11 protein-coding genes, 8 tRNA genes and 6 rRNA genes are annotated in these 22,320 nt (G+C 49.7%); all 25 read right to left on the bottom strand.

Features of this window, described 5'->3' with window-relative positions; translation table 11 throughout:
- Positions 1 to 7: 7 nt before the first annotated feature.
- The 25 genes from clpC to pabC all read right to left on the bottom strand — a co-directional run bounded on the left by clpC (position 8) and on the right by pabC (position 22,318).
- Positions 8 to 2,446 (bottom strand): ATP-dependent protease ATP-binding subunit ClpC, encoded by a 2,439-nt coding sequence (gene clpC / locus V1499_RS00605; RefSeq protein ID WP_409273016.1) that lies wholly within the window; start codon positions 2,444 to 2,446, stop codon positions 8 to 10.
- A 13-nt stretch (positions 2,447 to 2,459) separates the two neighbouring features.
- Positions 2,460 to 3,533 (bottom strand): protein arginine kinase, encoded by a 1,074-nt coding sequence (locus V1499_RS00600; protein WP_409273014.1) that lies wholly within the window; start codon positions 3,531 to 3,533, stop codon positions 2,460 to 2,462.
- Between the two features lie 2 nt (positions 3,534 to 3,535).
- Positions 3,536 to 4,084, bottom strand: a complete 549-nt coding sequence (locus tag V1499_RS00595; protein ID WP_409273013.1) for a UvrB/UvrC motif-containing protein — start codon at positions 4,082 to 4,084, stop codon at positions 3,536 to 3,538.
- Positions 4,085 to 4,131: 47 nt separating this feature from the next.
- Entirely contained in the window at positions 4,132 to 4,593 is a 462-nt protein-coding gene (locus V1499_RS00590; RefSeq protein WP_316572510.1) for a CtsR family transcriptional regulator, read from the bottom strand.
- A 979-nt stretch (positions 4,594 to 5,572) separates the two neighbouring features.
- A 5S ribosomal RNA gene (gene rrf, locus V1499_RS00585) occupies positions 5,573 to 5,688 on the bottom strand.
- Positions 5,689 to 5,761: 73 nt separating this feature from the next.
- Positions 5,762 to 8,694, bottom strand: a 23S ribosomal RNA gene (locus tag V1499_RS00580).
- A gap of 230 nt (positions 8,695 to 8,924) precedes the next feature.
- A 16S ribosomal RNA gene (locus V1499_RS00575) occupies positions 8,925 to 10,476 on the bottom strand.
- Positions 10,477 to 10,645: 169 nt separating this feature from the next.
- Positions 10,646 to 10,721, bottom strand: a tRNA-Ala gene (locus tag V1499_RS00570).
- A gap of 10 nt (positions 10,722 to 10,731) precedes the next feature.
- A tRNA-Pro gene (locus V1499_RS00565) sits at positions 10,732 to 10,808 on the bottom strand.
- A 9-nt stretch (positions 10,809 to 10,817) separates the two neighbouring features.
- A tRNA-Arg gene (locus tag V1499_RS00560) sits at positions 10,818 to 10,894 on the bottom strand.
- Positions 10,895 to 10,905: 11 nt separating this feature from the next.
- A tRNA-Leu gene (locus V1499_RS00555) sits at positions 10,906 to 10,994 on the bottom strand.
- A 10-nt stretch (positions 10,995 to 11,004) separates the two neighbouring features.
- Positions 11,005 to 11,079: transfer RNA gene (locus tag V1499_RS00550), tRNA-Gly, on the bottom strand.
- 10 nt (positions 11,080 to 11,089) lie between these two features.
- Positions 11,090 to 11,171, bottom strand: a tRNA-Leu gene (locus tag V1499_RS00545).
- A gap of 7 nt (positions 11,172 to 11,178) precedes the next feature.
- A tRNA-Lys gene (locus V1499_RS00540) sits at positions 11,179 to 11,254 on the bottom strand.
- 164 nt (positions 11,255 to 11,418) lie between these two features.
- Positions 11,419 to 11,494, bottom strand: a tRNA-Val gene (locus V1499_RS00535).
- A 10-nt stretch (positions 11,495 to 11,504) separates the two neighbouring features.
- Positions 11,505 to 11,620, bottom strand: a 5S ribosomal RNA gene (gene rrf, locus V1499_RS00530).
- 73 nt (positions 11,621 to 11,693) lie between these two features.
- Positions 11,694 to 14,626 (bottom strand): 23S ribosomal RNA (locus V1499_RS00525).
- Between the two features lie 230 nt (positions 14,627 to 14,856).
- A 16S ribosomal RNA gene (locus V1499_RS00520) occupies positions 14,857 to 16,408 on the bottom strand.
- The 16S, 23S and 5S rRNA genes sit together here with 8 tRNA genes alongside, the layout of an rRNA operon.
- A gap of 384 nt (positions 16,409 to 16,792) precedes the next feature.
- Positions 16,793 to 18,277, bottom strand: a complete 1,485-nt coding sequence (gene lysS, locus V1499_RS00515; protein ID WP_409273010.1) for a lysine--tRNA ligase — start codon at positions 18,275 to 18,277, stop codon at positions 16,793 to 16,795.
- Positions 18,278 to 18,532: 255 nt separating this feature from the next.
- Positions 18,533 to 19,531, bottom strand: a complete 999-nt coding sequence (gene dusB / locus V1499_RS00510; protein ID WP_409273009.1) for a tRNA dihydrouridine synthase DusB — start codon at positions 19,529 to 19,531, stop codon at positions 18,533 to 18,535.
- Positions 19,532 to 19,560: 29 nt separating this feature from the next.
- Entirely contained in the window at positions 19,561 to 19,770 is a 210-nt protein-coding gene (locus tag V1499_RS00505) for a helix-turn-helix domain-containing protein (protein WP_409273007.1), read from the bottom strand.
- The gene (gene folK / locus V1499_RS00500; protein WP_409273005.1) at positions 19,722 to 20,252 is read right to left on the bottom strand and encodes a 2-amino-4-hydroxy-6-hydroxymethyldihydropteridine diphosphokinase; all 531 of its coding nucleotides are present in this window, start codon (positions 20,250 to 20,252) and stop codon (positions 19,722 to 19,724) included. Before folK ends, V1499_RS00505 begins: the two co-directional genes overlap by 49 nt.
- Positions 20,252 to 20,611, bottom strand: coding sequence for a dihydroneopterin aldolase (folB, locus tag V1499_RS00495; RefSeq protein ID WP_409273003.1), 360 nt, complete (start codon positions 20,609 to 20,611; stop codon positions 20,252 to 20,254). Before folB ends, folK begins: the two co-directional genes overlap by 1 nt.
- Entirely contained in the window at positions 20,604 to 21,446 is an 843-nt protein-coding gene (gene folP, locus V1499_RS00490) for a dihydropteroate synthase (protein ID WP_409273002.1), read from the bottom strand. Before folP ends, folB begins: the two co-directional genes overlap by 8 nt.
- Entirely contained in the window at positions 21,443 to 22,318 is an 876-nt protein-coding gene (pabC, locus tag V1499_RS00485) for an aminodeoxychorismate lyase (protein ID WP_409273000.1), read from the bottom strand. The genes folP and pabC overlap by 4 nt, the downstream gene beginning before the upstream one ends.
- Between the last annotated feature and the right edge of the window lie 2 nt (positions 22,319 to 22,320).

Below are 22,320 nucleotides of genomic sequence, written 5' to 3'. Positions count from 1 at the left end.
CGGGAAATTACCTTACAGGATCTTTGGCCCCCGTCTTCACAGTGAACTCGCCATTATCTACATCAATTATAACATGCTGCCCGGTCAATAATGTACCTTTTAGCAGTTCTTCTGACAGACGGTCTTCAATATGCTTCTGGATTGCCCTGCGAAGTGGCCGGGCTCCATATTCAGGGTCATAGCCTTCCTGGGAAATCTTCTCCTTGGCCGAATCCGTTAACTCCAGGGTGATATCCTGCTCTTTCAGCCGCTTCACGAGCTGGTCGGACAGGAGAGTAACAATTTCCTGAAGATGTTTCCGTTCAAGTGAGTGGAAGACAATGATTTCATCAATCCGGTTAAGGAATTCAGGACGGAACGCTTTTTTGAGCTCCTCCATTACCTTGCTCTTCATATCTTTGTAATCCTGTTTCCCGTCTTGGATATTAAAGCCTACATATTTGTTTCTCTTCAGCGCTTCCGCACCGACGTTGGACGTCATAATCAACACGGTATTCCTGAAGTCGACTGTCCGCCCTTTCGAATCGGTCAGGCGTCCATCCTCCAATACTTGGAGCAGGATGTTGAAAACATCCGGATGCGCCTTTTCAATTTCGTCGAGGAGAACAACGGAATACGGTTTCCGGCGAACCTTTTCAGTGAGCTGCCCGCCTTCCTCATACCCGACATATCCTGGAGGCGAACCGACCAGCCTTGAGGTTGAGTGCTTCTCCATGTATTCAGACATATCGATTCGAATCATTGCATCTTCGTCGCCAAACATCGCTTCCGCCAATGCCCGGGCAAGCTCGGTTTTACCTACCCCTGTTGGGCCAAGGAAAATGAATGAGCCGATTGGGCGTTTCGGATCCTTCAAACCTGCACGCGCACGTCGGACGGCTTTTGAAACGGCTAAAACCGCCTCTTCCTGGCCAATGACCCGTGAGTGAAGAATTTCCTCTAGATTCAATAGCTTTTGCGTTTCTGTTTGCGCAAGTTTTGAAACCGGAATCCCAGTCCAGCTTGACACTACATCCGCGATATCTTCAACGGTGACTTCACTATTTTCCTTGCCTTGCTGCTCTTTCCAGCTTTTCTTTGTTTCCTCAAGCTGTTCACGCAGGCGCTGTTCCGAATCCCTTAAAGAAGCTGCTTTTTCAAACTCCTGACTCTGTACGGCGGCATCCTTTTCCTTCCTTACTTCTTCAAGTTTCACTTCCAGCTCTTTTAAATTTGGAGGTGTCGTGTAGGAACGGAGCCTCACCTTTGAACCGGCTTCATCAATTAAGTCAATCGCCTTATCCGGAAGGAACCTGTCAGAAATATAACGATCGGACAGCTTAACGGCAGCTTCAATCGCCTCATCCGTAATAGTCACCCTGTGATGCGCTTCATAGCGGTCGCGAAGCCCCTGGAGAATTTGTACGGACTCATCCGCGGTCGGCTCATCGACACGGATTGGCTGGAATCGCCTTTCAAGCGCTGCATCTTTCTCAATGTATTTCCGGTATTCATCAAGTGTGGTCGCACCGATGCATTGCAGTTCTCCTCTGGCCAGCGATGGCTTCAGGATATTAGAAGCATCGATTGCACCCTCCGCGCCTCCCGCGCCGATCAATGTATGCAATTCATCGATAAACAAAATAATATTTCCAGCCTGCCTTATTTCGTCCATTACCTTTTTTAGGCGGTCTTCAAATTCACCGCGATATTTTGTACCGGCAACAACCGTTCCCATGTCGAGAGTCATAACACGCTTATCGCGAAGGATTTCGGGTACTTCATTATTCACGATTTGCTGGGCAAGGCCTTCGGCGATGGCTGTCTTTCCGACTCCAGGCTCCCCAATTAATACAGGGTTGTTTTTCGTCCTGCGGCTAAGCACTTCGATTACACGCTGAATTTCCTTGCTTCGGCCTATGACAGGGTCGAGGCTTCCTTCCCTCGCGACGACCGTCAAATCCCTTGCCAGGCTGTCTAGCGTTGGGGTGTTGGCGCTGACGGAAGTACTGCCGGGATGGCCTCCTGATTCATTGCTCCCTAGAAGCTGGAGAACTTGCTGCCGCGCCTTATTAAGGCTAACGCCAAGATTGTTTAGCACCCTTGCCGCAACACCTTCGCCTTCACGGATAAGGCCTAACAGGATGTGCTCCGTTCCAACGTAGGAATGGCCTAGTTTTCTAGCTTCATCCATGGATAGTTCAATTACCTTTTTCGCCCTTGGCGTGTAATGAATAGTCTGGGGAACTTCCTGCCCTCTGCCGATAAGCGTTTCAACTTCATTTTGGATCTTTTCCGCTCCCAGGCCAAGCCCATAAAGAGCCTTAGCGGCGATCCCATCTCCTTCACGGACGAGGCCGAGCAAAATATGTTCAGTTCCAATATTATTGTGGCCGAGGCGGATTGCCTCTTCCTGGGCCAGTGCAAGAACTTTTTGAGCCCTCTCTGTAAAACGGCCAAACATCATTGTCGTTTCCTCCTCATCTATCATTCATTTCCAGTTTTAGTCGCTCCCTGATAAGCCCCGCGCGCCGGATGTCTCTTTCATCCGGTCTCAATGGCCCGCCCGCATATTGCTGGAGGAAACCCGGCTGCGTCAAAATCATGAGTTCATTCAATATTGACCTGGAAATATTTTTTATATACCCCATATCAATTCCCAGTCTAACATCGGATAAACAACGGGCCGCCTCTTTCGTTTCAATAATCCTGCTATTTGAAAGAATTCCGAAAGACCTGAATACCCGGTCTTCCAATTGTATACGGGATGTCTTTTCCAAAGCTTCCCTTGCGGAGCGTTCTTGTGCAATCAGTTGGCTGACAACACTATTCAGGTCTTCAACAATATCTTCCTCTGATTTTCCCAGGGTAATTTGGTTGGATATTTGAAAAATATTGCCGAGCGCTTCGCTGCCTTCCCCATAAATCCCCCTCACGACAAGGCCAAGTTGGTTTATTGCCGGAATAATAGCATTTATTTGCTGTGTTAAAATAAGTCCAGGGAGATGCATCATCACCGAGGCCCTAAGACCGGTTCCGACATTTGTGGGGCAGCTAGTCAAATACCCGTGATCCTCATTAAAAGCATATTTTATATTCCCTTCCAGCCAATCATCAATCACATTTGCCGCTTCAAGCGCCTTTGTTAGCTGAAGGCCGGGGAATAGGCATTGAATCCTGATATGATCCTCTTCATTCACCATTACGCTTATTTCTTCGTTCTCCGAAAGGAGGCACGCCCCGAAAGGAGAATCCTCGGCAAGGTTTGGGCTGATTAAATGTTTTTCGACGAGTACCCTTTTTTGCAGCGGCTGCAACTCTTGCATTGAAAGAAGTTCAAGCTTGCCGAATGCTGTGAGGCCTGGGCCATCCACCATTTCCTTTAATTTCGAAATAATTGCCTGCCCTTCCTCACTTGTTAAAAGCGCCGGAAAATTATATTCATCAAGATTTCGTGCCAGCCTGATTCTTGAACTGAGTACAATATCAGCTTCCGGGCCTTCATTGTTCATCCAGGAACTGACCGCATGGTTTAGAAAATTTTCCAAAGACATAGTTACTTCCCCCCTCCGGCTGTTCCTCCTATCATGTTTTCAAGCGCCCTGATTTCATCCCTGATTTCAGCCGCCTTTTCAAATTCCTCCTTGGAAATGAGTTCCTTTAGCTTCCGCTTCGACTCTTCAAGCTTTTTTCTGATATGAAGCGTTCCGCCAACCCGTTTCGGTATTTTGCCGTTATGGGTCCAGTTTCCTCCGTGGAGCCTCCTTAATATTGGTTGCAGTTGGCTCGAAAACGTTTTATAACAATGTTCGCAGCCAAACCTTCCAACCTTGACAAACTGAGGGAAAGTCATTTTGCAATTCGGGCATTGAGGGACCTCCTCTTGCTTAAATGCATCCTCACCGGATTGTTGGTAGCCTTTATTAAAATTCAGAAGGCCGGCAAGCAAATTGTTAATTGAAAAACCGGGTCCTCCATTCATCATAAACATATCGCCCTTTTCCCGTGCGCATTGTTCGCAAAGATGAAATTCAGTTTTCTGGCCATTCAGGATTTTTGTGAAATGCATTGTTGCCGGCCTCTTATTGCACTCTTCGCAAATCATTTTCTCACCTTCTTCATGTATATGAAGGGAAAACACGGCCCTTTTCCCTATTTATATCTTAATGTCATAAGCATCGCTTTTAGCATTCGTGCCCGTAATTCATCCCTGTAGGGAAGGTCGATAAACAAAATCGATCTGTCAATAACACTCAGCATAATTTTTGCCTCACGTTCGGAAATTACTTTTTCATCTATCAACCGGAGAATGATTCCTTCCGCTTTGCTTTGGCTGACTTGGTCCTTAATAAGGGAAAGCACATGGTCCAGCAAGTGGGCATGGTCATTCGACTGGACTTTCATAATCCTAATGTAGCCGCCCCCACCCCGCTTACTTTCGACTAAATATCCCCGCTCTATTGTAAACCTTGTATTGATTACGTAATTAATTTGGGAAGGGACGCATTGAAATTTATCCGCTATCTCACTCCTCCTTATTTCAACAAGATCCTCTTCGCTTAACTCCAGAACCTGTTTTAAGTAGTTTTCAATGATATCAGAGATATTTCTCAACTTGCCACCCCCTACTGACTTTGACTATATTTGACTTTAATTATACATGATAAGGTTATGTACTTGCAATTTTTTTAATCCTTCATATTTTCTCCAATTAAAGTTCGTATGAAACCCTTCAAGGGTTTTTAAATAAGGGGGTTTTTTCCTCTACCCCAGATTTTAAAAACTAAACAGGGATGGCTTTTCTTTTAATATATTTTGCTGTTCCTGTCCAGAGTGTGGGCTCAATTTGGTCGGTTTTACTTTGTTATTCAGGCGGTGCTGCTAGAGGCTGTTAGGGAGGAGAGGTCGGTCTAGAGGATGCATTAATGGATCTTTGTAAACCACGGATTACTTCTGTGCTTTTATATAAGGTTGAACCAACATTTCTACAGGGCGAAGAGAATCTTGCGGTTAATTTCCGGTATTAAATTAAGGGGTTTATAGGACAACAAAACCACGTTTCGACGCTGGCTTGTCAATTATATGGGGTTTATGTGACAACCGAACCGGATTTCGGTGCTTGCTTGTCACTTATATCGGGAACACTTGGATATTCACTTTGCTGTCCAGAGACCATGCTTCTTCGGACAAACAACTCTTGAAAATTCACTTTGCTGTCCGGAGATCAGACTTCTTTGGACACACTACACTCGGAAATTCACTTTACTGTCCAGAGATCACGCTTCTTTGGACACACTTCCCATGAAAATTCACTTTGCTGTCCAGAGACGAGGCTTCTTTGGACACACATCCCATGAAAATTCACTTTGCTGTCCAGAGATCAGACTTCTTTGGACACACTTTATCTGACAACCACACCGAATTTCGACTCCTGACTGTCCCTTAAACAAGGATTATGGAACGACTTTTCAGGTTTTTCTCTTTTTGCCGCTCTCTCAAACATGGACAGAAAGGTTTTCTATGGCTGGCAGTTCATTCACATGCCTTAAATACACCAAAAAAGGCAACCCATTTAAAGGTTGCCTTCCATTTTGCCCGGCAGCGTCCTACTCTCACAGGGGCAAGGCCCCAACTACCATCGGCGCTGAGAAGCTTAACTTCCGTGTTCGGTATGGGAACGGGTGTGGCCTTCTCGCCATAACTGCCAGACTATTTGGTTTGAGGTTCATTCCCTCAAAACTGGATAATTTAAGAAGAAGTTCGGAAGAACACGGTAATCTATTTGGTTAAGTCCTCGATCGATTAGTATCAGTCAGCTCCACACGTCGCCGCGCTTCCACCTCTGACCTATCAACCTGATCATCTTTCAGGGATCTTACTTCTTACGAATGGGAAATCTCATCTTGAGGGGGGCTTCATGCTTAGATGCTTTCAGCACTTATCCCGTCCGCACATAGCTACCCAGCGATGCCTTTGGCAAGACAACTGGTACACCAGCGGTGCGTCCATCCCGGTCCTCTCGTACTAAGGACAGCTCCTCTCAAATTTCCTGCGCCCACGACGGATAGGGACCGAACTGTCTCACGACGTTCTGAACCCAGCTCGCGTACCGCTTTAATGGGCGAACAGCCCAACCCTTGGGACCGACTACAGCCCCAGGATGCGATGAGCCGACATCGAGGTGCCAAACCTCCCCGTCGATGTGGACTCTTGGGGGAGATAAGCCTGTTATCCCCGGGGTAGCTTTTATCCGTTGAGCGATGGCCCTTCCATGCGGAACCACCGGATCACTAAGCCCGACTTTCGTCCCTGCTCGACTTGTAGGTCTCGCAGTCAAGCTCCCTTGTGCCTTTACACTCTGCGAATGATTTCCAACCATTCTGAGGGAACCTTTGGGCGCCTCCGTTACATTTTGGGAGGCGACCGCCCCAGTCAAACTGCCCGCCTGACACTGTCTCCCACCCAGATCATGGGTGCGGGTTAGAATTTCAATACAGCCAGGGTAGTATCCCACCGACGCCTCCACCGAAGCTGGCGCTCCGGCTTCACAGGCTCCTACCTATCCTGTACAAGCTGTACCAAAATTCAATATCAGGCTGCAGTAAAGCTCCACGGGGTCTTTCCGTCCTGTCGCGGGTAACCTGCATCTTCACAGGTACTATAATTTCACCGAGTCTCTCGTTGAGACAGTGCCCAGATCGTTACGCCTTTCGTGCGGGTCGGAACTTACCCGACAAGGAATTTCGCTACCTTAGGACCGTTATAGTTACGGCCGCCGTTTACTGGGGCTTCGATTCAGAGCTTCGCTTGCGCTAACCCCTCCTCTTAACCTTCCAGCACCGGGCAGGCGTCAGCCCCTATACTTCGCCTTGCGGCTTCGCAGAGACCTGTGTTTTTGCTAAACAGTCGCCTGGGCCTATTCACTGCGGCTCTTCAGGGCTATGAACCCTAAAGAGCACCCCTTCTCCCGAAGTTACGGGGTCATTTTGCCGAGTTCCTTAACGAGAGTTCTCTCGCTCACCTTAGGATTCTCTCCTCGCCTACCTGTGTCGGTTTGCGGTACGGGCACCTTCCATCTCGCTAGAGGCTTTTCTTGGCAGTGTGGAATCAGGAACTTCGGTACTAAATTTCCCTCGCTGTCACAGCTCAGCCGTCACGGAAAGCGGATTTGCCTGCTTTCCAGCCTAACTGCTTAGACGCACATATCCGACAGTGCGCTTACCCTATCCTCCTGCGTCCCCCCATTGCTCAAACGATGAAGAGGTGGTACAGGAATATCAACCTGTTGTCCATCGCCTACGCCTTTCGGCCTCGGCTTAGGTCCCGACTAACCCTGAGCGGACGAGCCTTCCTCAGGAAACCTTAGGCATTCGGTGGATGGGATTCTCACCCATCTTTCGCTACTCATACCGGCATTCTCACTTCCAAGCGCTCCACAGGTCCTTCCGGTCCTGCTTCAACGCCCTTGGAACGCTCTCCTACCACTGACATCGAAGATGTCAATCCACAGCTTCGGTGATACGTTTAGCCCCGGTACATTTTCGGCGCAGAGTCACTCGACCAGTGAGCTATTACGCACTCTTTAAATGGTGGCTGCTTCTAAGCCAACATCCTGGTTGTCTAAGCAACTCCACATCCTTTTCCACTTAACGTATACTTTGGGACCTTAGCTGGTGGTCTGGGCTGTTTCCCTCTTGACTACGGATCTTATCACTCGCAGTCTGACTCCCACGGATAAGTCTTTGGCATTCGGAGTTTGTCTGAATTCGGTAACCCGATGGGGGCCCCTAGTCCAAACAGTGCTCTACCTCCAAGACTCTCACTACGTGAGGCTAGCCCTAAAGCTATTTCGGAGAGAACCAGCTATCTCCAGGTTCGATTGGAATTTCACCGCTACCCACACCTCATCCCCGCACTTTTCAACGTACGTGGGTTCGGTCCTCCATCCAGTGTTACCTGGACTTCAACCTGGACATGGGTAGATCACCTGGTTTCGGGTCTACGGCCACATACTCATTCGCCCTATTCAGACTCGCTTTCGCTGCGGCTCCGCCTCTTCGGCTTAACCTTGCATGGGACCGTAACTCGCCGGTTCATTCTACAAAAGGCACGCCATCACCCATGAACGGGCTCTGACTACTTGTAGGCACACGGTTTCAGGATCTCTTTCACTCCCCTTCCGGGGTGCTTTTCACCTTTCCCTCACGGTACTGGTTCACTATCGGTCACTAGGGAGTATTTAGCCTTGGGAGATGGTCCTCCCGGATTCCGACCGGATTTCACGTGTCCGGCCGTACTCAGGATCCACTCAGGAGGGAACGAAGTTTCAGCTACAGGGCTTTTACCTTCTCCGGCAGGCCTTTCCAGGCCTCTTCGCCTACCCCGTTCCTTTGTAACTCCATGTAGAGTGTCCTACAACCCCGGAAGGCAAGCCTTCCGGTTTGGGCTATGTCCCGTTTCGCTCGCCGCTACTTGGGGAATCGCGTTTGCTTTCTCTTCCTCCGGGTACTTAGATGTTTCAGTTCCCCGGGTCTGCCTTCAATACCCTATGGATTCAGGTAAAGATGCCACCCCATTACGGATGGCGGGTTTCCCCATTCGGAAATCTCCGGATCAAAGCTCACTTACAGCTCCCCGGAGCATATCGGTGTTAGTCCCGTCCTTCATCGGCTCCTAGTGCCAAGGCATCCACCGTGCGCCCTTTCTAACTTAACCTAAAAGGTCATTCCACTCTGTTTACCAGAGAGAAAACTAAAATGGCGATCACTCGGTTCTTCTTGGTTACTTCTTCTTAACATTATCCAGTTTTCAAGGAACAAACTTTGCCCGAAAGGGCAGAGTCAAAAAAAGCTTTGAAGGATTGCTCCCTCAAAACTAAACAAACAAGCGGTCAACTTACGGACCAAGAGGTCCGTATTCCGATTGCCCAAAGGCAATATCCTTAGAAAGGAGGTGATCCAGCCGCACCTTCCGATACGGCTACCTTGTTACGACTTCACCCCAGTCATCTGTCCCACCTTAGGCGGCTGGCTCCTTACGGTTACCCCACCGACTTCGGGTGTTACAAACTCCCGTGGTGTGACGGGCGGTGTGTACAAGGCCCGGGAACGTATTCACCGCGGCATGCTGATCCGCGATTACTAGCGATTCCGGCTTCATGCAGGCGAGTTGCAGCCTGCAATCCGAACTGAGAATGGTTTTATGGGATTGGCTCCACCTCGCGGCTTCGCTGCCCTTTGTACCATCCATTGTAGCACGTGTGTAGCCCAGGTCATAAGGGGCATGATGATTTGACGTCATCCCCACCTTCCTCCGGTTTGTCACCGGCAGTCACCTTAGAGTGCCCAACTGAATGCTGGCAACTAAGATCAAGGGTTGCGCTCGTTGCGGGACTTAACCCAACATCTCACGACACGAGCTGACGACAACCATGCACCACCTGTCACTCTGTCCCCCGAAGGGGAACGTCCTGTCTCCAGGAGTGTCAGAGGATGTCAAGACCTGGTAAGGTTCTTCGCGTTGCTTCGAATTAAACCACATGCTCCACCGCTTGTGCGGGCCCCCGTCAATTCCTTTGAGTTTCAGCCTTGCGGCCGTACTCCCCAGGCGGAGTGCTTAATGCGTTTGCTGCAGCACTAAAGGGCGGAAACCCTCTAACACTTAGCACTCATCGTTTACGGCGTGGACTACCAGGGTATCTAATCCTGTTCGCTCCCCACGCTTTCGCGCCTCAGCGTCAGTTACAGACCAGAGAGCCGCCTTCGCCACTGGTGTTCCTCCACATCTCTACGCATTTCACCGCTACACGTGGAATTCCGCTCTCCTCTTCTGCACTCAAGCCCCCCAGTTTCCAATGACCCTCCACGGTTGAGCCGTGGGCTTTCACATCAGACTTAAGAGGCCGCCTGCGCGCGCTTTACGCCCAATAATTCCGGACAACGCTTGCCACCTACGTATTACCGCGGCTGCTGGCACGTAGTTAGCCGTGGCTTTCTGGTCAGGTACCGTCAAGGTACCGGCAGTTACTCCGGTACTTGTTCTTCCCTGACAACAGAGCTTTACGACCCGAAGGCCTTCTTCGCTCACGCGGCGTTGCTCCGTCAGACTTTCGTCCATTGCGGAAGATTCCCTACTGCTGCCTCCCGTAGGAGTCTGGGCCGTGTCTCAGTCCCAGTGTGGCCGATCACCCTCTCAGGTCGGCTACGCATCGTCGCCTTGGTGGGCCATTACCCCACCAACTAGCTAATGCGCCGCGGGCCCATCTGTAAGTGACAGCCGAAACCGTCTTTCAGCTTCCTGACATGTGTCAGAAAGGATTATCCGGTATTAGCTCCGGTTTCCCGAAGTTATCCCAGTCTTACAGGCAGGTTGCCCACGTGTTACTCACCCGTCCGCCGCTAAAGTTCCAAAAGCAAGCTTTTGAAACTTCCGCTCGACTTGCATGTATTAGGCACGCCGCCAGCGTTCGTCCTGAGCCAGGATCAAACTCTCCAAAAAAGAGTATGAGTTTAGCTCATAAAGTTACGTTGGCTAGTGATCCGAAGATCACTATATTATTGTTTGTTGACGCTTGTTTGTTTAGTTTTCAAAGAGCAATTTTGTAAAGTCACTTAACAGCGACCTTTAACATATTAACACACTTTTAAATGTGAGTCAATAACTTTTTTGGTGGAGCCTAGCGGGATCGAACCGCTGACCTCCTGCGTGCAAAGCAGGCGCTCTCCCAGCTGAGCTAAGGCCCCTTATTCAAAATGGTCGGGAAGACAGGATTCGAACCTGCGACCCCTTGGTCCCAAACCAAGTGCTCTACCAAGCTGAGCTACTTCCCGAAATCTATATGGCGCGCCCGAAAGGAGTCGAACCCATAACCTTCTGATCCGTAGTCAGACGCTCTATCCAATTGAGCTACGGGCGCATGATGTTAAATGGTGCCGAGGACCGGAATCGAACCGGTACGGTAGTCACCTACCGCAGGATTTTAAGTCCTGTGCGTCTGCCAGTTCCGCCACCCCGGCGGAATGTCAATGGAGCGGAAGACGGGATTCGAACCCGCGACCCCCACCTTGGCAAGGTGGTGTTCTACCACTGAACTACTTCCGCAAGATAATAATGCGGGTGAAGGGAGTCGAACCCCCACGCCTCGCGGCGCCAGATCCTAAGTCTGGTGCGTCTGCCAATTCCGCCACACCCGCATATAAATGGTGAGCCATGAAGGACTCGAACCTTCGACCCTCTGATTAAAAGTCAGATGCTCTACCGACTGAGCTAATGGCTCGTATAAGAATGGTTGCCTAAAATTTATTTGGCATTACGTCGTGTGCTCCGCAGAACTTTCGTCCTGCTACGCAACTCGCAGCAAATTCATGGAAGTGCCGCTCGTCTCTACCAATTGAGCTAAACCGGCACAATGCTAACCGTGCCACTAAATCGGCAAAGAAATGGTGGAGGATGACGGGATCGAACCGCCGACCCTCTGCTTGTAAGGCAGATGCTCTCCCAGCTGAGCTAATCCTCCATAATAAAAAGCCCGGCAGCGTCCTACTCTCACAGGGGCAAGGCCCCAACTACCATCGGCGCTGAGAAGCTTAACTTCCGTGTTCGGTATGGGAACGGGTGTGGCCTTCTCGCCATAACTGCCAGACTATTTGGTTTGAGGTTCATTCCCTCAAAACTGGATAATTTAAGAAGAAGTTCGGAAGAACACGGTAATCTATTTGGTTAAGTCCTCGATCGATTAGTATCAGTCAGCTCCACACGTCGCCGCGCTTCCACCTCTGACCTATCAACCTGATCATCTTTCAGGGATCTTACTTCTTACGAATGGGAAATCTCATCTTGAGGGGGGCTTCATGCTTAGATGCTTTCAGCACTTATCCCGTCCGCACATAGCTACCCAGCGATGCCTTTGGCAAGACAACTGGTACACCAGCGGTGCGTCCATCCCGGTCCTCTCGTACTAAGGACAGCTCCTCTCAAATTTCCTGCGCCCACGACGGATAGGGACCGAACTGTCTCACGACGTTCTGAACCCAGCTCGCGTACCGCTTTAATGGGCGAACAGCCCAACCCTTGGGACCGACTACAGCCCCAGGATGCGATGAGCCGACATCGAGGTGCCAAACCTCCCCGTCGATGTGGACTCTTGGGGGAGATAAGCCTGTTATCCCCGGGGTAGCTTTTATCCGTTGAGCGATGGCCCTTCCATGCGGAACCACCGGATCACTAAGCCCGACTTTCGTCCCTGCTCGACTTGTAGGTCTCGCAGTCAAGCTCCCTTGTGCCTTTACACTCTGCGAATGATTTCCAACCATTCTGAGGGAACCTTTGGGCGCCTCCGTTACATTTTGGGAGGCGACCGCCCCAGTCAAACTGCCCGCCTGACACTGTCTCCCACCCAGATCATGGGTGCGGGTTAGAATTTCAATACAGCCAGGGTAGTATCCCACCGACGCCTCCACCGAAGCTGGCGCTCCGGCTTCACAGGCTCCTACCTATCCTGTACAAGCTGTACCAAAATTCAATATCAGGCTGCAGTAAAGCTCCACGGGGTCTTTCCGTCCTGTCGCGGGTAACCTGCATCTTCACAGGTACTATAATTTCACCGAGTCTCTCGTTGAGACAGTGCCCAGATCGTTACGCCTTTCGTGCGGGTCGGAACTTACCCGACAAGGAATTTCGCTACCTTAGGACCGTTATAGTTACGGCCGCCGTTTACTGGGGCTTCGATTCAGAGCTTCGCTTGCGCTAACCCCTCCTCTTAACCTTCCAGCACCGGGCAGGCGTCAGCCCCTATACTTCGCCTTGCGGCTTCGCAGAGACCTGTGTTTTTGCTAAACAGTCGCCTGGGCCTATTCACTGCGGCTCTTCAGGGCTATGAACCCTAAAGAGCACCCCTTCTCCCGAAGTTACGGGGTCATTTTGCCGAGTTCCTTAACGAGAGTTCTCTCGCTCACCTTAGGATTCTCTCCTCGCCTACCTGTGTCGGTTTGCGGTACGGGCACCTTCCATCTCGCTAGAGGCTTTTCTTGGCAGTGTGGAATCAGGAACTTCGGTACTAAATTTCCCTCGCTGTCACAGCTCAGCCGTCACGGAAAGCGGATTTGCCTGCTTTCCAGCCTAACTGCTTAGACGCACATATCCGACAGTGCGCTTACCCTATCCTCCTGCGTCCCCCCATTGCTCAAACGATGAAGAGGTGGTACAGGAATATCAACCTGTTGTCCATCGCCTACGCCTTTCGGCCTCGGCTTAGGTCCCGACTAACCCTGAGCGGACGAGCCTTCCTCAGGAAACCTTAGGCATTCGGTGGATGGGATTCTCACCCATCTTTCGCTACTCATACCGGCATTCTCACTTCCAAGCGCTCCACAGGTCCTTCCGGTCCTGCTTCAACGCCCTTGGAACGCTCTCCTACCACTGACATCGAAGATGTCAATCCACAGCTTCGGTGATACGTTTAGCCCCGGTACATTTTCGGCGCAGAGTCACTCGACCAGTGAGCTATTACGCACTCTTTAAATGGTGGCTGCTTCTAAGCCAACATCCTGGTTGTCTAAGCAACTCCACATCCTTTTCCACTTAACGTATACTTTGGGACCTTAGCTGGTGGTCTGGGCTGTTTCCCTCTTGACTACGGATCTTATCACTCGCAGTCTGACTCCCACGGATAAGTCTTTGGCATTCGGAGTTTGTCTGAATTCGGTAACCCGATGGGGGCCCCTAGTCCAAACAGTGCTCTACCTCCAAGACTCTCACTACGTGAGGCTAGCCCTAAAGCTATTTCGGAGAGAACCAGCTATCTCCAGGTTCGATTGGAATTTCACCGCTACCCACACCTCATCCCCGCACTTTTCAACGTACGTGGGTTCGGTCCTCCATCCAGTGTTACCTGGACTTCAACCTGGACATGGGTAGATCACCTGGTTTCGGGTCTACGGCCACATACTCATTCGCCCTATTCAGACTCGCTTTCGCTGCGGCTCCGCCTCTTCGGCTTAACCTTGCATGGGACCGTAACTCGCCGGTTCATTCTACAAAAGGCACGCCATCACCCATGAACGGGCTCTGACTACTTGTAGGCACACGGTTTCAGGATCTCTTTCACTCCCCTTCCGGGGTGCTTTTCACCTTTCCCTCACGGTACTGGTTCACTATCGGTCACTAGGGAGTATTTAGCCTTGGGAGATGGTCCTCCCGGATTCCGACCGGATTTCACGTGTCCGGCCGTACTCAGGATCCACTCAGGAGGGAACGAAGTTTCAGCTACAGGGCTTTTACCTTCTCCGGCAGGCCTTTCCAGGCCTCTTCGCCTACCCCGTTCCTTTGTAACTCCATGTAGAGTGTCCTACAACCCCGGAAGGCAAGCCTTCCGGTTTGGGCTATGTCCCGTTTCGCTCGCCGCTACTTGGGGAATCGCGTTTGCTTTCTCTTCCTCCGGGTACTTAGATGTTTCAGTTCCCCGGGTCTGCCTTCAATACCCTATGGATTCAGGTAAAGATGCCACCCCATTACGGATGGCGGGTTTCCCCATTCGGAAATCTCCGGATCAAAGCTCACTTACAGCTCCCCGGAGCATATCGGTGTTAGTCCCGTCCTTCATCGGCTCCTAGTGCCAAGGCATCCACCGTGCGCCCTTTCTAACTTAACCTAAAAGGTCATTCCACTCTGTTTACCAGAGAGAAAACTAAAATGGCGATCACTCGGTTCTTCTTGGTTACTTCTTCTTAACATTATCCAGTTTTCAAGGAACAAACTTTGCCCGAAAGGGCAGAGTCAAAAAAAGCTTTGAAGGATTGCTCCCTCAAAACTAAACAAACAAGCGGTCAACTTACGGACCAAGAGGTCCGCATTCCGATTGCCCAAAGGCAATATCCTTAGAAAGGAGGTGATCCAGCCGCACCTTCCGATACGGCTACCTTGTTACGACTTCACCCCAGTCATCTGTCCCACCTTAGGCGGCTGGCTCCTTACGGTTACCCCACCGACTTCGGGTGTTACAAACTCCCGTGGTGTGACGGGCGGTGTGTACAAGGCCCGGGAACGTATTCACCGCGGCATGCTGATCCGCGATTACTAGCGATTCCGGCTTCATGCAGGCGAGTTGCAGCCTGCAATCCGAACTGAGAATGGTTTTATGGGATTGGCTCCACCTCGCGGCTTCGCTGCCCTTTGTACCATCCATTGTAGCACGTGTGTAGCCCAGGTCATAAGGGGCATGATGATTTGACGTCATCCCCACCTTCCTCCGGTTTGTCACCGGCAGTCACCTTAGAGTGCCCAACTGAATGCTGGCAACTAAGATCAAGGGTTGCGCTCGTTGCGGGACTTAACCCAACATCTCACGACACGAGCTGACGACAACCATGCACCACCTGTCACTCTGTCCCCCGAAGGGGAACGTCCTGTCTCCAGGAGTGTCAGAGGATGTCAAGACCTGGTAAGGTTCTTCGCGTTGCTTCGAATTAAACCACATGCTCCACCGCTTGTGCGGGCCCCCGTCAATTCCTTTGAGTTTCAGCCTTGCGGCCGTACTCCCCAGGCGGAGTGCTTAATGCGTTTGCTGCAGCACTAAAGGGCGGAAACCCTCTAACACTTAGCACTCATCGTTTACGGCGTGGACTACCAGGGTATCTAATCCTGTTCGCTCCCCACGCTTTCGCGCCTCAGCGTCAGTTACAGACCAGAGAGCCGCCTTCGCCACTGGTGTTCCTCCACATCTCTACGCATTTCACCGCTACACGTGGAATTCCGCTCTCCTCTTCTGCACTCAAGCCCCCCAGTTTCCAATGACCCTCCACGGTTGAGCCGTGGGCTTTCACATCAGACTTAAGAGGCCGCCTGCGCGCGCTTTACGCCCAATAATTCCGGACAACGCTTGCCACCTACGTATTACCGCGGCTGCTGGCACGTAGTTAGCCGTGGCTTTCTGGTCAGGTACCGTCAAGGTACCGGCAGTTACTCCGGTACTTGTTCTTCCCTGACAACAGAGCTTTACGACCCGAAGGCCTTCTTCGCTCACGCGGCGTTGCTCCGTCAGACTTTCGTCCATTGCGGAAGATTCCCTACTGCTGCCTCCCGTAGGAGTCTGGGCCGTGTCTCAGTCCCAGTGTGGCCGATCACCCTCTCAGGTCGGCTACGCATCGTCGCCTTGGTGGGCCATTACCCCACCAACTAGCTAATGCGCCGCGGGCCCATCTGTAAGTGACAGCCGAAACCGTCTTTCAGCTTCCCAACATGTGTTGGAAAGGATTATCCGGTATTAGCTCCGGTTTCCCGAAGTTATCCCAGTCTTACAGGCAGGTTGCCCACGTGTTACTCACCCGTCCGCCGCTAAAGTTTCAAAAGCAAGCTTTTGAAACTTCCGCTCGACTTGCATGTATTAGGCACGCCGCCAGCGTTCGTCCTGAGCCAGGATCAAACTCTCCAAAAAAGAGTATGAGTTTAGCTCATAAAGTTACGTTGGCTAGTGATCCGAAGATCACTATATTATTGTTTGTTGACGCTTGTTTGTTTAGTTTTCAAAGAGCAATTTTTGCCTTGTCTCTCAAAGGCGACTTTATTAGTCTATCAGGTTAGCAACCTGAAGTCAACAAGTTTTTTTAATTTCTTTCTTGTTGGCTTGCTGCCCTCAAAGCAACCTCATTAATATATCACCTTTAATGTTACCTTGCAACAGTTTTTTTGTTTTAATTCACATAAGATTAATTTGCCAATTTTACTCCATTCGCCACTTTATGAAGAACTCATATAAAGCCAAAGTTGTTGTAAATAGTAAAACGCCAGCTTCCGGGAAAGGAAACTGGCGTTATCGACTTTATTTATGCCTCATAAGCGGGAATAGAAGAACATCACGAATGGATGGTGAATTGGTCAGCAGCATAACAAGCCTGTCAATCCCAATTCCAAGTCCGCCTGTCGGCGGCATTCCGTACTCAAGCGCTTCGATGAAATCCTCATCCATTTCATGCGCTTCATCATTCCCTTGTTCGCGCTCTTTCAGCTGTGCTTCAAAACGCTCCCTTTGGTCAATCGGGTCATTCAACTCAGTAAAGGCGTTCGCATGCTCGCGGGCAACAATAAACAATTCAAACCGATCCGTAAAACGCGGATCTTCATCATTCTTTTTCGCAAGAGGGGAAATCTCCACTGGATGTCCATAAATGAATGTAGGCTGAATAAGCTTTTCCTCAACCTTTTGCTCAAAGAATTCATTAACAATATGGCCGTATTGCATATGTTCGGTAATTTCAACGCCGTGTTCTTTCGCTAGCGCCCTTGCTTCTTCTACACTCATCTCTTTCCAGAAGTCGGCCCCTGTGTATTCTTTAATGGCGTCGACCATATGAAGCCTCTTCCATTCCGGTTCAAGATTAACCTCGTAATCGCCATACTTGATAACGGTTGTTCCTAAAACATCCTGGGCGACATGGGCAACCAGGTTTTCGGTTAGTTTCATGATGTCCTTGTAATCGGCATAGGCTTCATATAATTCAATCATTGTAAATTCAGGATTATGCCTTGTTGATACTCCTTCATTCCGGAAAACGCGGCCGATTTCATATACCTTTTCCAGGCCGCCGACAATTAGCCGCTTCAAATGAAGTTCAATCGCTATCCGCATAAACAATTCCATATCAAGCGCGTTGTGGTGGGTGATGAATGGGCGGGCAGATGCTCCCCCGGCAATTGAATGCATCATCGGAGTTTCGACCTCGAGATAGCCTTTTTCATCAAGGTAGCGGCGCATTGATTGAAGGATTAGGCTTCGCATCACAAAGGTTGCTTTACTCTCATCACTCATAATGAGGTCAAGGTAACGCTGGCGATAGCGCTGTTCAACATCCTTCAGGCCGTGAAACTTGTCAGGCAGCGGACGCAGGGCCTTAGTCAGGAAGGTGTATTCCGTTACTTTTATGGATAGTTCGCCTACCTGTGTTTTGAAAAGGGTGCCCTCAACGCCAATGATGTCCCCAAGGTCGGTTGAATTGAACAAGTCATATTGGTCGTCACCGACTTCATCCTTCCGGACATAAATCTGGATTTGGCCTGTGAGATCTTTTATATGTGCGAATCCCGCTTTCCCCTTACCGCGTTTTGTCATTACACGTCCTGCCAGGGAAACGGATACTTCATTCGCTTCAAGCTCTTCCTTTTCCATCTCGCCGTACTGTTCAATCAACGACTTAGCATTTGCATTACGTTCGAATTTTTTGCCGAATGGGTCTATTCCCTTCTGGCGCAATTCGTTCATTTTTTCCCTTCTGACCAGCAGCTGGTCGTTTAATTCCTCTTGGCTCATTTGTTATCAGCTCCCATTTATACAGTGCGGCATGGTGCCGCGCTAATTTTAATCATTAAAGTACCTTTATGCAGTTTAGACATTTTTGCATAAAAAGAGACATTAGTACCATTGTACACAAACTTCCTATAAGGGACATAATAAAATATCAAAAATACAACAAAGACTGCCAGATTTGTCACTGGCAGCCCTCAGTTGCCGGCCGGTAGTGGAGCATTCGCCGGCTTTCCATTCCCAAGCCTTTGTAAAAGCTGTTTAACCGACGATTGCCTGGATTTCTTTTTCCTCGACTTCAGCTGCGAGGCCATTTAGAAGCATAACGAGGTCTTCCCTTGTATTGCACTCGTTAATCGCATTTCGGACTTTTGCATTTCCCTTGACTCCTTTTAAATACCAGGCAGCGTGTTTGCGCATTTCTCGGACAGCGACATGTTCATTCTTTAAGGCAATCAGACGGTCAAGGTGAAGAATGCAAACATCCATTTTTTCGCGAACGGACGGTTCGCCCATTAGTTCGCCAGTCTCAAGATACTTGACGGTCCGATAAATCATCCATGGGTTCCCCAGAGCCGCTCGGCCGATCATAACGCCATCGACACCTGTTTCTTCCAGCATTCGCTTTGCATCCTGAGGGGTCTCGACATCTCCGTTCCCTATGACAGGGATATTAACCGACTGTTTTACCTCGCGGATGATATCCCAGTTAGCTTTGCCTTCGTACATTTGGACCCGGGTACGGCCATGCACAGCGACAGCCTTGCCGCCGGCGCGTTCGACAGCGCGGGCATTTTTGACAGCAAAAATATGCTCTTCATCCCAGCCTATCCTCATCTTGACTGTAACCGGCTTTTCTACCGCATCGACAACAGCGGAAACCATCTCATAAATTTTATCCGGATCAAGAAGCCATCTAGCCCCCGCATCACATTTCGTGATTTTCGGGACAGGGCATCCCATATTGATATCAATAATGTCCGCGTTTGTATTCTTGTCAACAAATCTCGCGGCCTCGACCAGCGTCTCCTTTTCACCCCCGAATATCTGGAGGCTAAGCGGCTTTTCACGCTCATCTATATAAAGCATGTTCATTGTCTTCTCGTTCTTGAAAAGAATGCCCTTGTCGCTGACCATTTCAGCGCACACGAGGCCGGCGCCAAATTCCTTTACGGTAAGCCGGAAAGCCGAGTTGCAAACACCGGCCATAGGCGCCAGAACGACTGGATTCTTCATGACAATATCGCCAATTTTCAACATTTTACCGGCCTTCCTTTCTAAAAATATGTTTACTCCTCGGGCGGAGCCAAATCTTCTATGCTTATGTGCAAAATTTGCGAGGCTCTCCTTATTAAATCAGGAGGCGGCATCCGGTTGCCTCTCTCTATCTCACCTAGTACGGAGACCGACACTCCAAGCTCTTTCGAAAAACTGTCCTGGGTATATCCTTTCAACTTTCTGAAAGCCCGAATCCGCCTTCCCCATTTATCCGCTTCCATATCCGTACTCCTTTTTTATCAGGCAAACGATCCACTAACGCTTCAAGAGGTTCGCTTTTGCCTGGAAGATGAATATTTCCAGCAACTTCATACAGAGGCACAAGCACAAATGCACGTTCCGCCATCCGGGGATGGGGAATAAAAAGCTTCTCTGTTTCAATATTTTCTTGGTTGTAAAGGAGAATGTCAAGGTCTATTGTACGTGGTCCCCACCTGATTTCCCTTTTTCTCCCAAGAGAAAACTCAGCCTTTAGGCATGCATCCAGCAAATCTGAAGGGGACAATGCGGTCGTTAGTTCAATCACCATGTTTAAAAATAGGTCCTGGCCCTCATAGCCGACCGGATCCGTTTCATAAATGGAGGAGCATTTTACCACTTTTATGGAAGGGTGGCTATCCAGCAGGCGGACAGCTTCCTTGAGGTTTTGCAGGCGATCGCCGATATTTGAACCTAGTGAAAGAAACGCCTGATTATCAAACATTATCTTCTCCTCGTAATTTCGGCCGCAACCGACTCATAATGTCCGCGTATAGGAGGATCGGGCTTAATGACCTTGACGGTAGTTTCTTCAACTAGCGAAAATTCGTCAAGAATTCTTGAAGCGATTGTTTCGGCAACCGCTTCTATCAATTTATATGGCTTGCCTTCGACAACTTCCTTGGAGACCTGGTACAGATCGGCATAGTTAACAGATGCTCCAAGGTCATCCGTCTTACCGGCCGTTGCTAAATCGAGGCCGACCGAAAGATCTACGATAAATCGCTGCCCCAATTTCGTTTCTTCAGGAAAAACGCCATGATACCCGTAAAATTCCATTTTATTTACGTAAATCTTATCCATCCGCATTCCCCTTCCCCATTAAAGCATCCATCATTTTTGCCATCCTTGCCATTTCTTTTACATCATGGATGCGGATCATCTGGCAACCCTTCTGGATTCCATAGCAAACGGTTGCCCCCGTTCCTTCCATCCTGTCTTCAGGCGGGAGATCAAGGACCGTACCGATAAATCTTTTGCGTGATGTTCCAAGCAGGACAGGATATCCCAATGCCACAAGCGTGTCAAGGTTCTGCATCATTTCAATGTTTTCCTTGAAGTCCTTGGCAAAACCAATCCCCGGATCAAGAATAATCTGTGAATCCTTTACCCCAGCTTCTTTCGCAATTCGGATACTTTCATATAGATCCCAAAACACATCACGGGTGAAAAATTCATAGTCTCGGTTGTCACGGTTGTGCATAAGAATGATTGGCGCATTGAACTCGGCAGCTGCTTTCGCGATATCCGGCTCAGCCTTGGCTCCCCAAATATCATTAATGATATGGGCGCCTGCCTTTAGTGACTGCCTCGCAACCTCCGCTTTGTACGTATCTACCGAAATCGGGACATCAATTTCCTTTGAGAGGAGTTCGATAATCGGGATGACCCTGTCTAGTTCTTCTTCAAGGGAAACAGGTTCGTGCCCAGGACGGGTTGATTCGCCTCCAATGTCGATAATGTCAGCCCCGTGTTTGATCATTTCACGGGCACGGGCAACCGCGCGGTCCGCAGCGTTGAATTTTCCGCCGTCAGAGAATGAATCCGGGGTCACATTCAATATTCCCATTACAATTGTCTTTTTTTCGTAATCAAGGACATGGTTTCCACAGATGATTTTTCCACTTTTGTTGTTCATATAAAGTCCTCCGATCTTATTTCACTTCTACTGTAAAACGAACTCCGGCCTTCAGCATACCTCCCGTGTAAAAAGCCAGCCAGTTTCCCATTCAAACCTTCGAAATTAGCATCTCCAATTCTCGGGCAGGCAACGATTTCCTGGATTGAGTTCGTGAAAAATACTTCGTCCGCCTCATAAAGATCCTGAAGAAGGTAAAGGCCTTGGCGGACTTCTATGCCCGATTTTTTCGCCAAATCCATCACAAACTGACGGGTAATCCCATTTAGGATTCCCGTGTCTACCGATGGAGTATAGAGGATACCTTGTTTGGCCCAAAATACATTTGAGACAATCCCTTCGGCAACATAGCCTTCCCTTGTCAGGAATATTCCTTCAACCCCGGGAGAGTGGCGTATTTCCCGCCAGGCGAGTAGATTGTTCAAATAATGATGGGATTTTAGCCGTTTGAGCCCCTCGGGCGTATTCCTGTTGAGAGACAAAATTTTTCCGCCCTTTTCCTGCAGCTGGGCAGCCGGAGGGAGCGGCTTGGAAAAAACAAGCACTTCCGGAGAATCATAGGGTTCCGAACGAAGGCCGATTTCCCCGGTCCCGGCCGATACATTAAAACGGATATAGGCATCCATATAGCCATTTGCCTCCAGGAGCAATTTGACAGCTCCCTCCGCTTCTTCGCGGGTTACCTTTTTTCCAATCTCAAGTAGATCGAGTCCCGCATTCAGCCTTTCTAAATGGTCATCCAACAAAAAGCAATGGCCCCCGTAGACCCTGAAGGTTTCGAAAAGCCCCGCCCCATAAAGAAAGCCATGGTCGAAGGGGCTGATTGCAGCCTCATCCTTATTAACAAGCTTGCCGTTCTGCCAAATATACATGT

Origin of the sequence: Neobacillus oceani, assembly GCF_046237595.1 — a bacterium.
GTDB classification, from domain to species: domain Bacteria; phylum Bacillota; class Bacilli; order Bacillales; family Cytobacillaceae; genus Bacillus_D; species Bacillus_D oceani.
This window is presented reverse-complemented; position numbering and strand designations above follow the sequence as displayed.

What these genes read in the sequence shown, in the direction of transcription:
- V1499_RS00505 (WP_409273007.1), bottom strand. Translation starts at nt 19,770, where the DNA reads ATGGAAGCGGATAAATGGGGAAGGCGGATTCGGGCTTTCAGAAAGTTG.
- pabC (WP_409273000.1), bottom strand. Translation starts at nt 22,318, where the DNA reads ATGTATATTTGGCAGAACGGCAAGCTTGTTAATAAGGATGAGGCTGCA.
- dusB (WP_409273009.1), bottom strand. Translation starts at nt 19,531, where the DNA reads ATGTTGAAAATTGGCGATATTGTCATGAAGAATCCAGTCGTTCTGGCG.
- clpC (WP_409273016.1), bottom strand. Translation starts at nt 2,446, where the DNA reads ATGATGTTTGGCCGTTTTACAGAGAGGGCTCAAAAAGTTCTTGCACTG.
- V1499_RS00600 (WP_409273014.1), bottom strand. Translation starts at nt 3,533, where the DNA reads ATGTCTTTGGAAAATTTTCTAAACCATGCGGTCAGTTCCTGGATGAAC.
- V1499_RS00595 (WP_409273013.1), bottom strand. Translation starts at nt 4,084, where the DNA reads ATGATTTGCGAAGAGTGCAATAAGAGGCCGGCAACAATGCATTTCACA.
- folB (WP_409273003.1), bottom strand. Translation starts at nt 20,611, where the DNA reads ATGGATAAGATTTACGTAAATAAAATGGAATTTTACGGGTATCATGGC.
- folK (WP_409273005.1), bottom strand. Translation starts at nt 20,252, where the DNA reads ATGTTTGATAATCAGGCGTTTCTTTCACTAGGTTCAAATATCGGCGAT.
- lysS (WP_409273010.1), bottom strand. Translation starts at nt 18,277, where the DNA reads ATGAGCCAAGAGGAATTAAACGACCAGCTGCTGGTCAGAAGGGAAAAA.
- folP (WP_409273002.1), bottom strand. Translation starts at nt 21,446, where the DNA reads ATGAACAACAAAAGTGGAAAAATCATCTGTGGAAACCATGTCCTTGAT.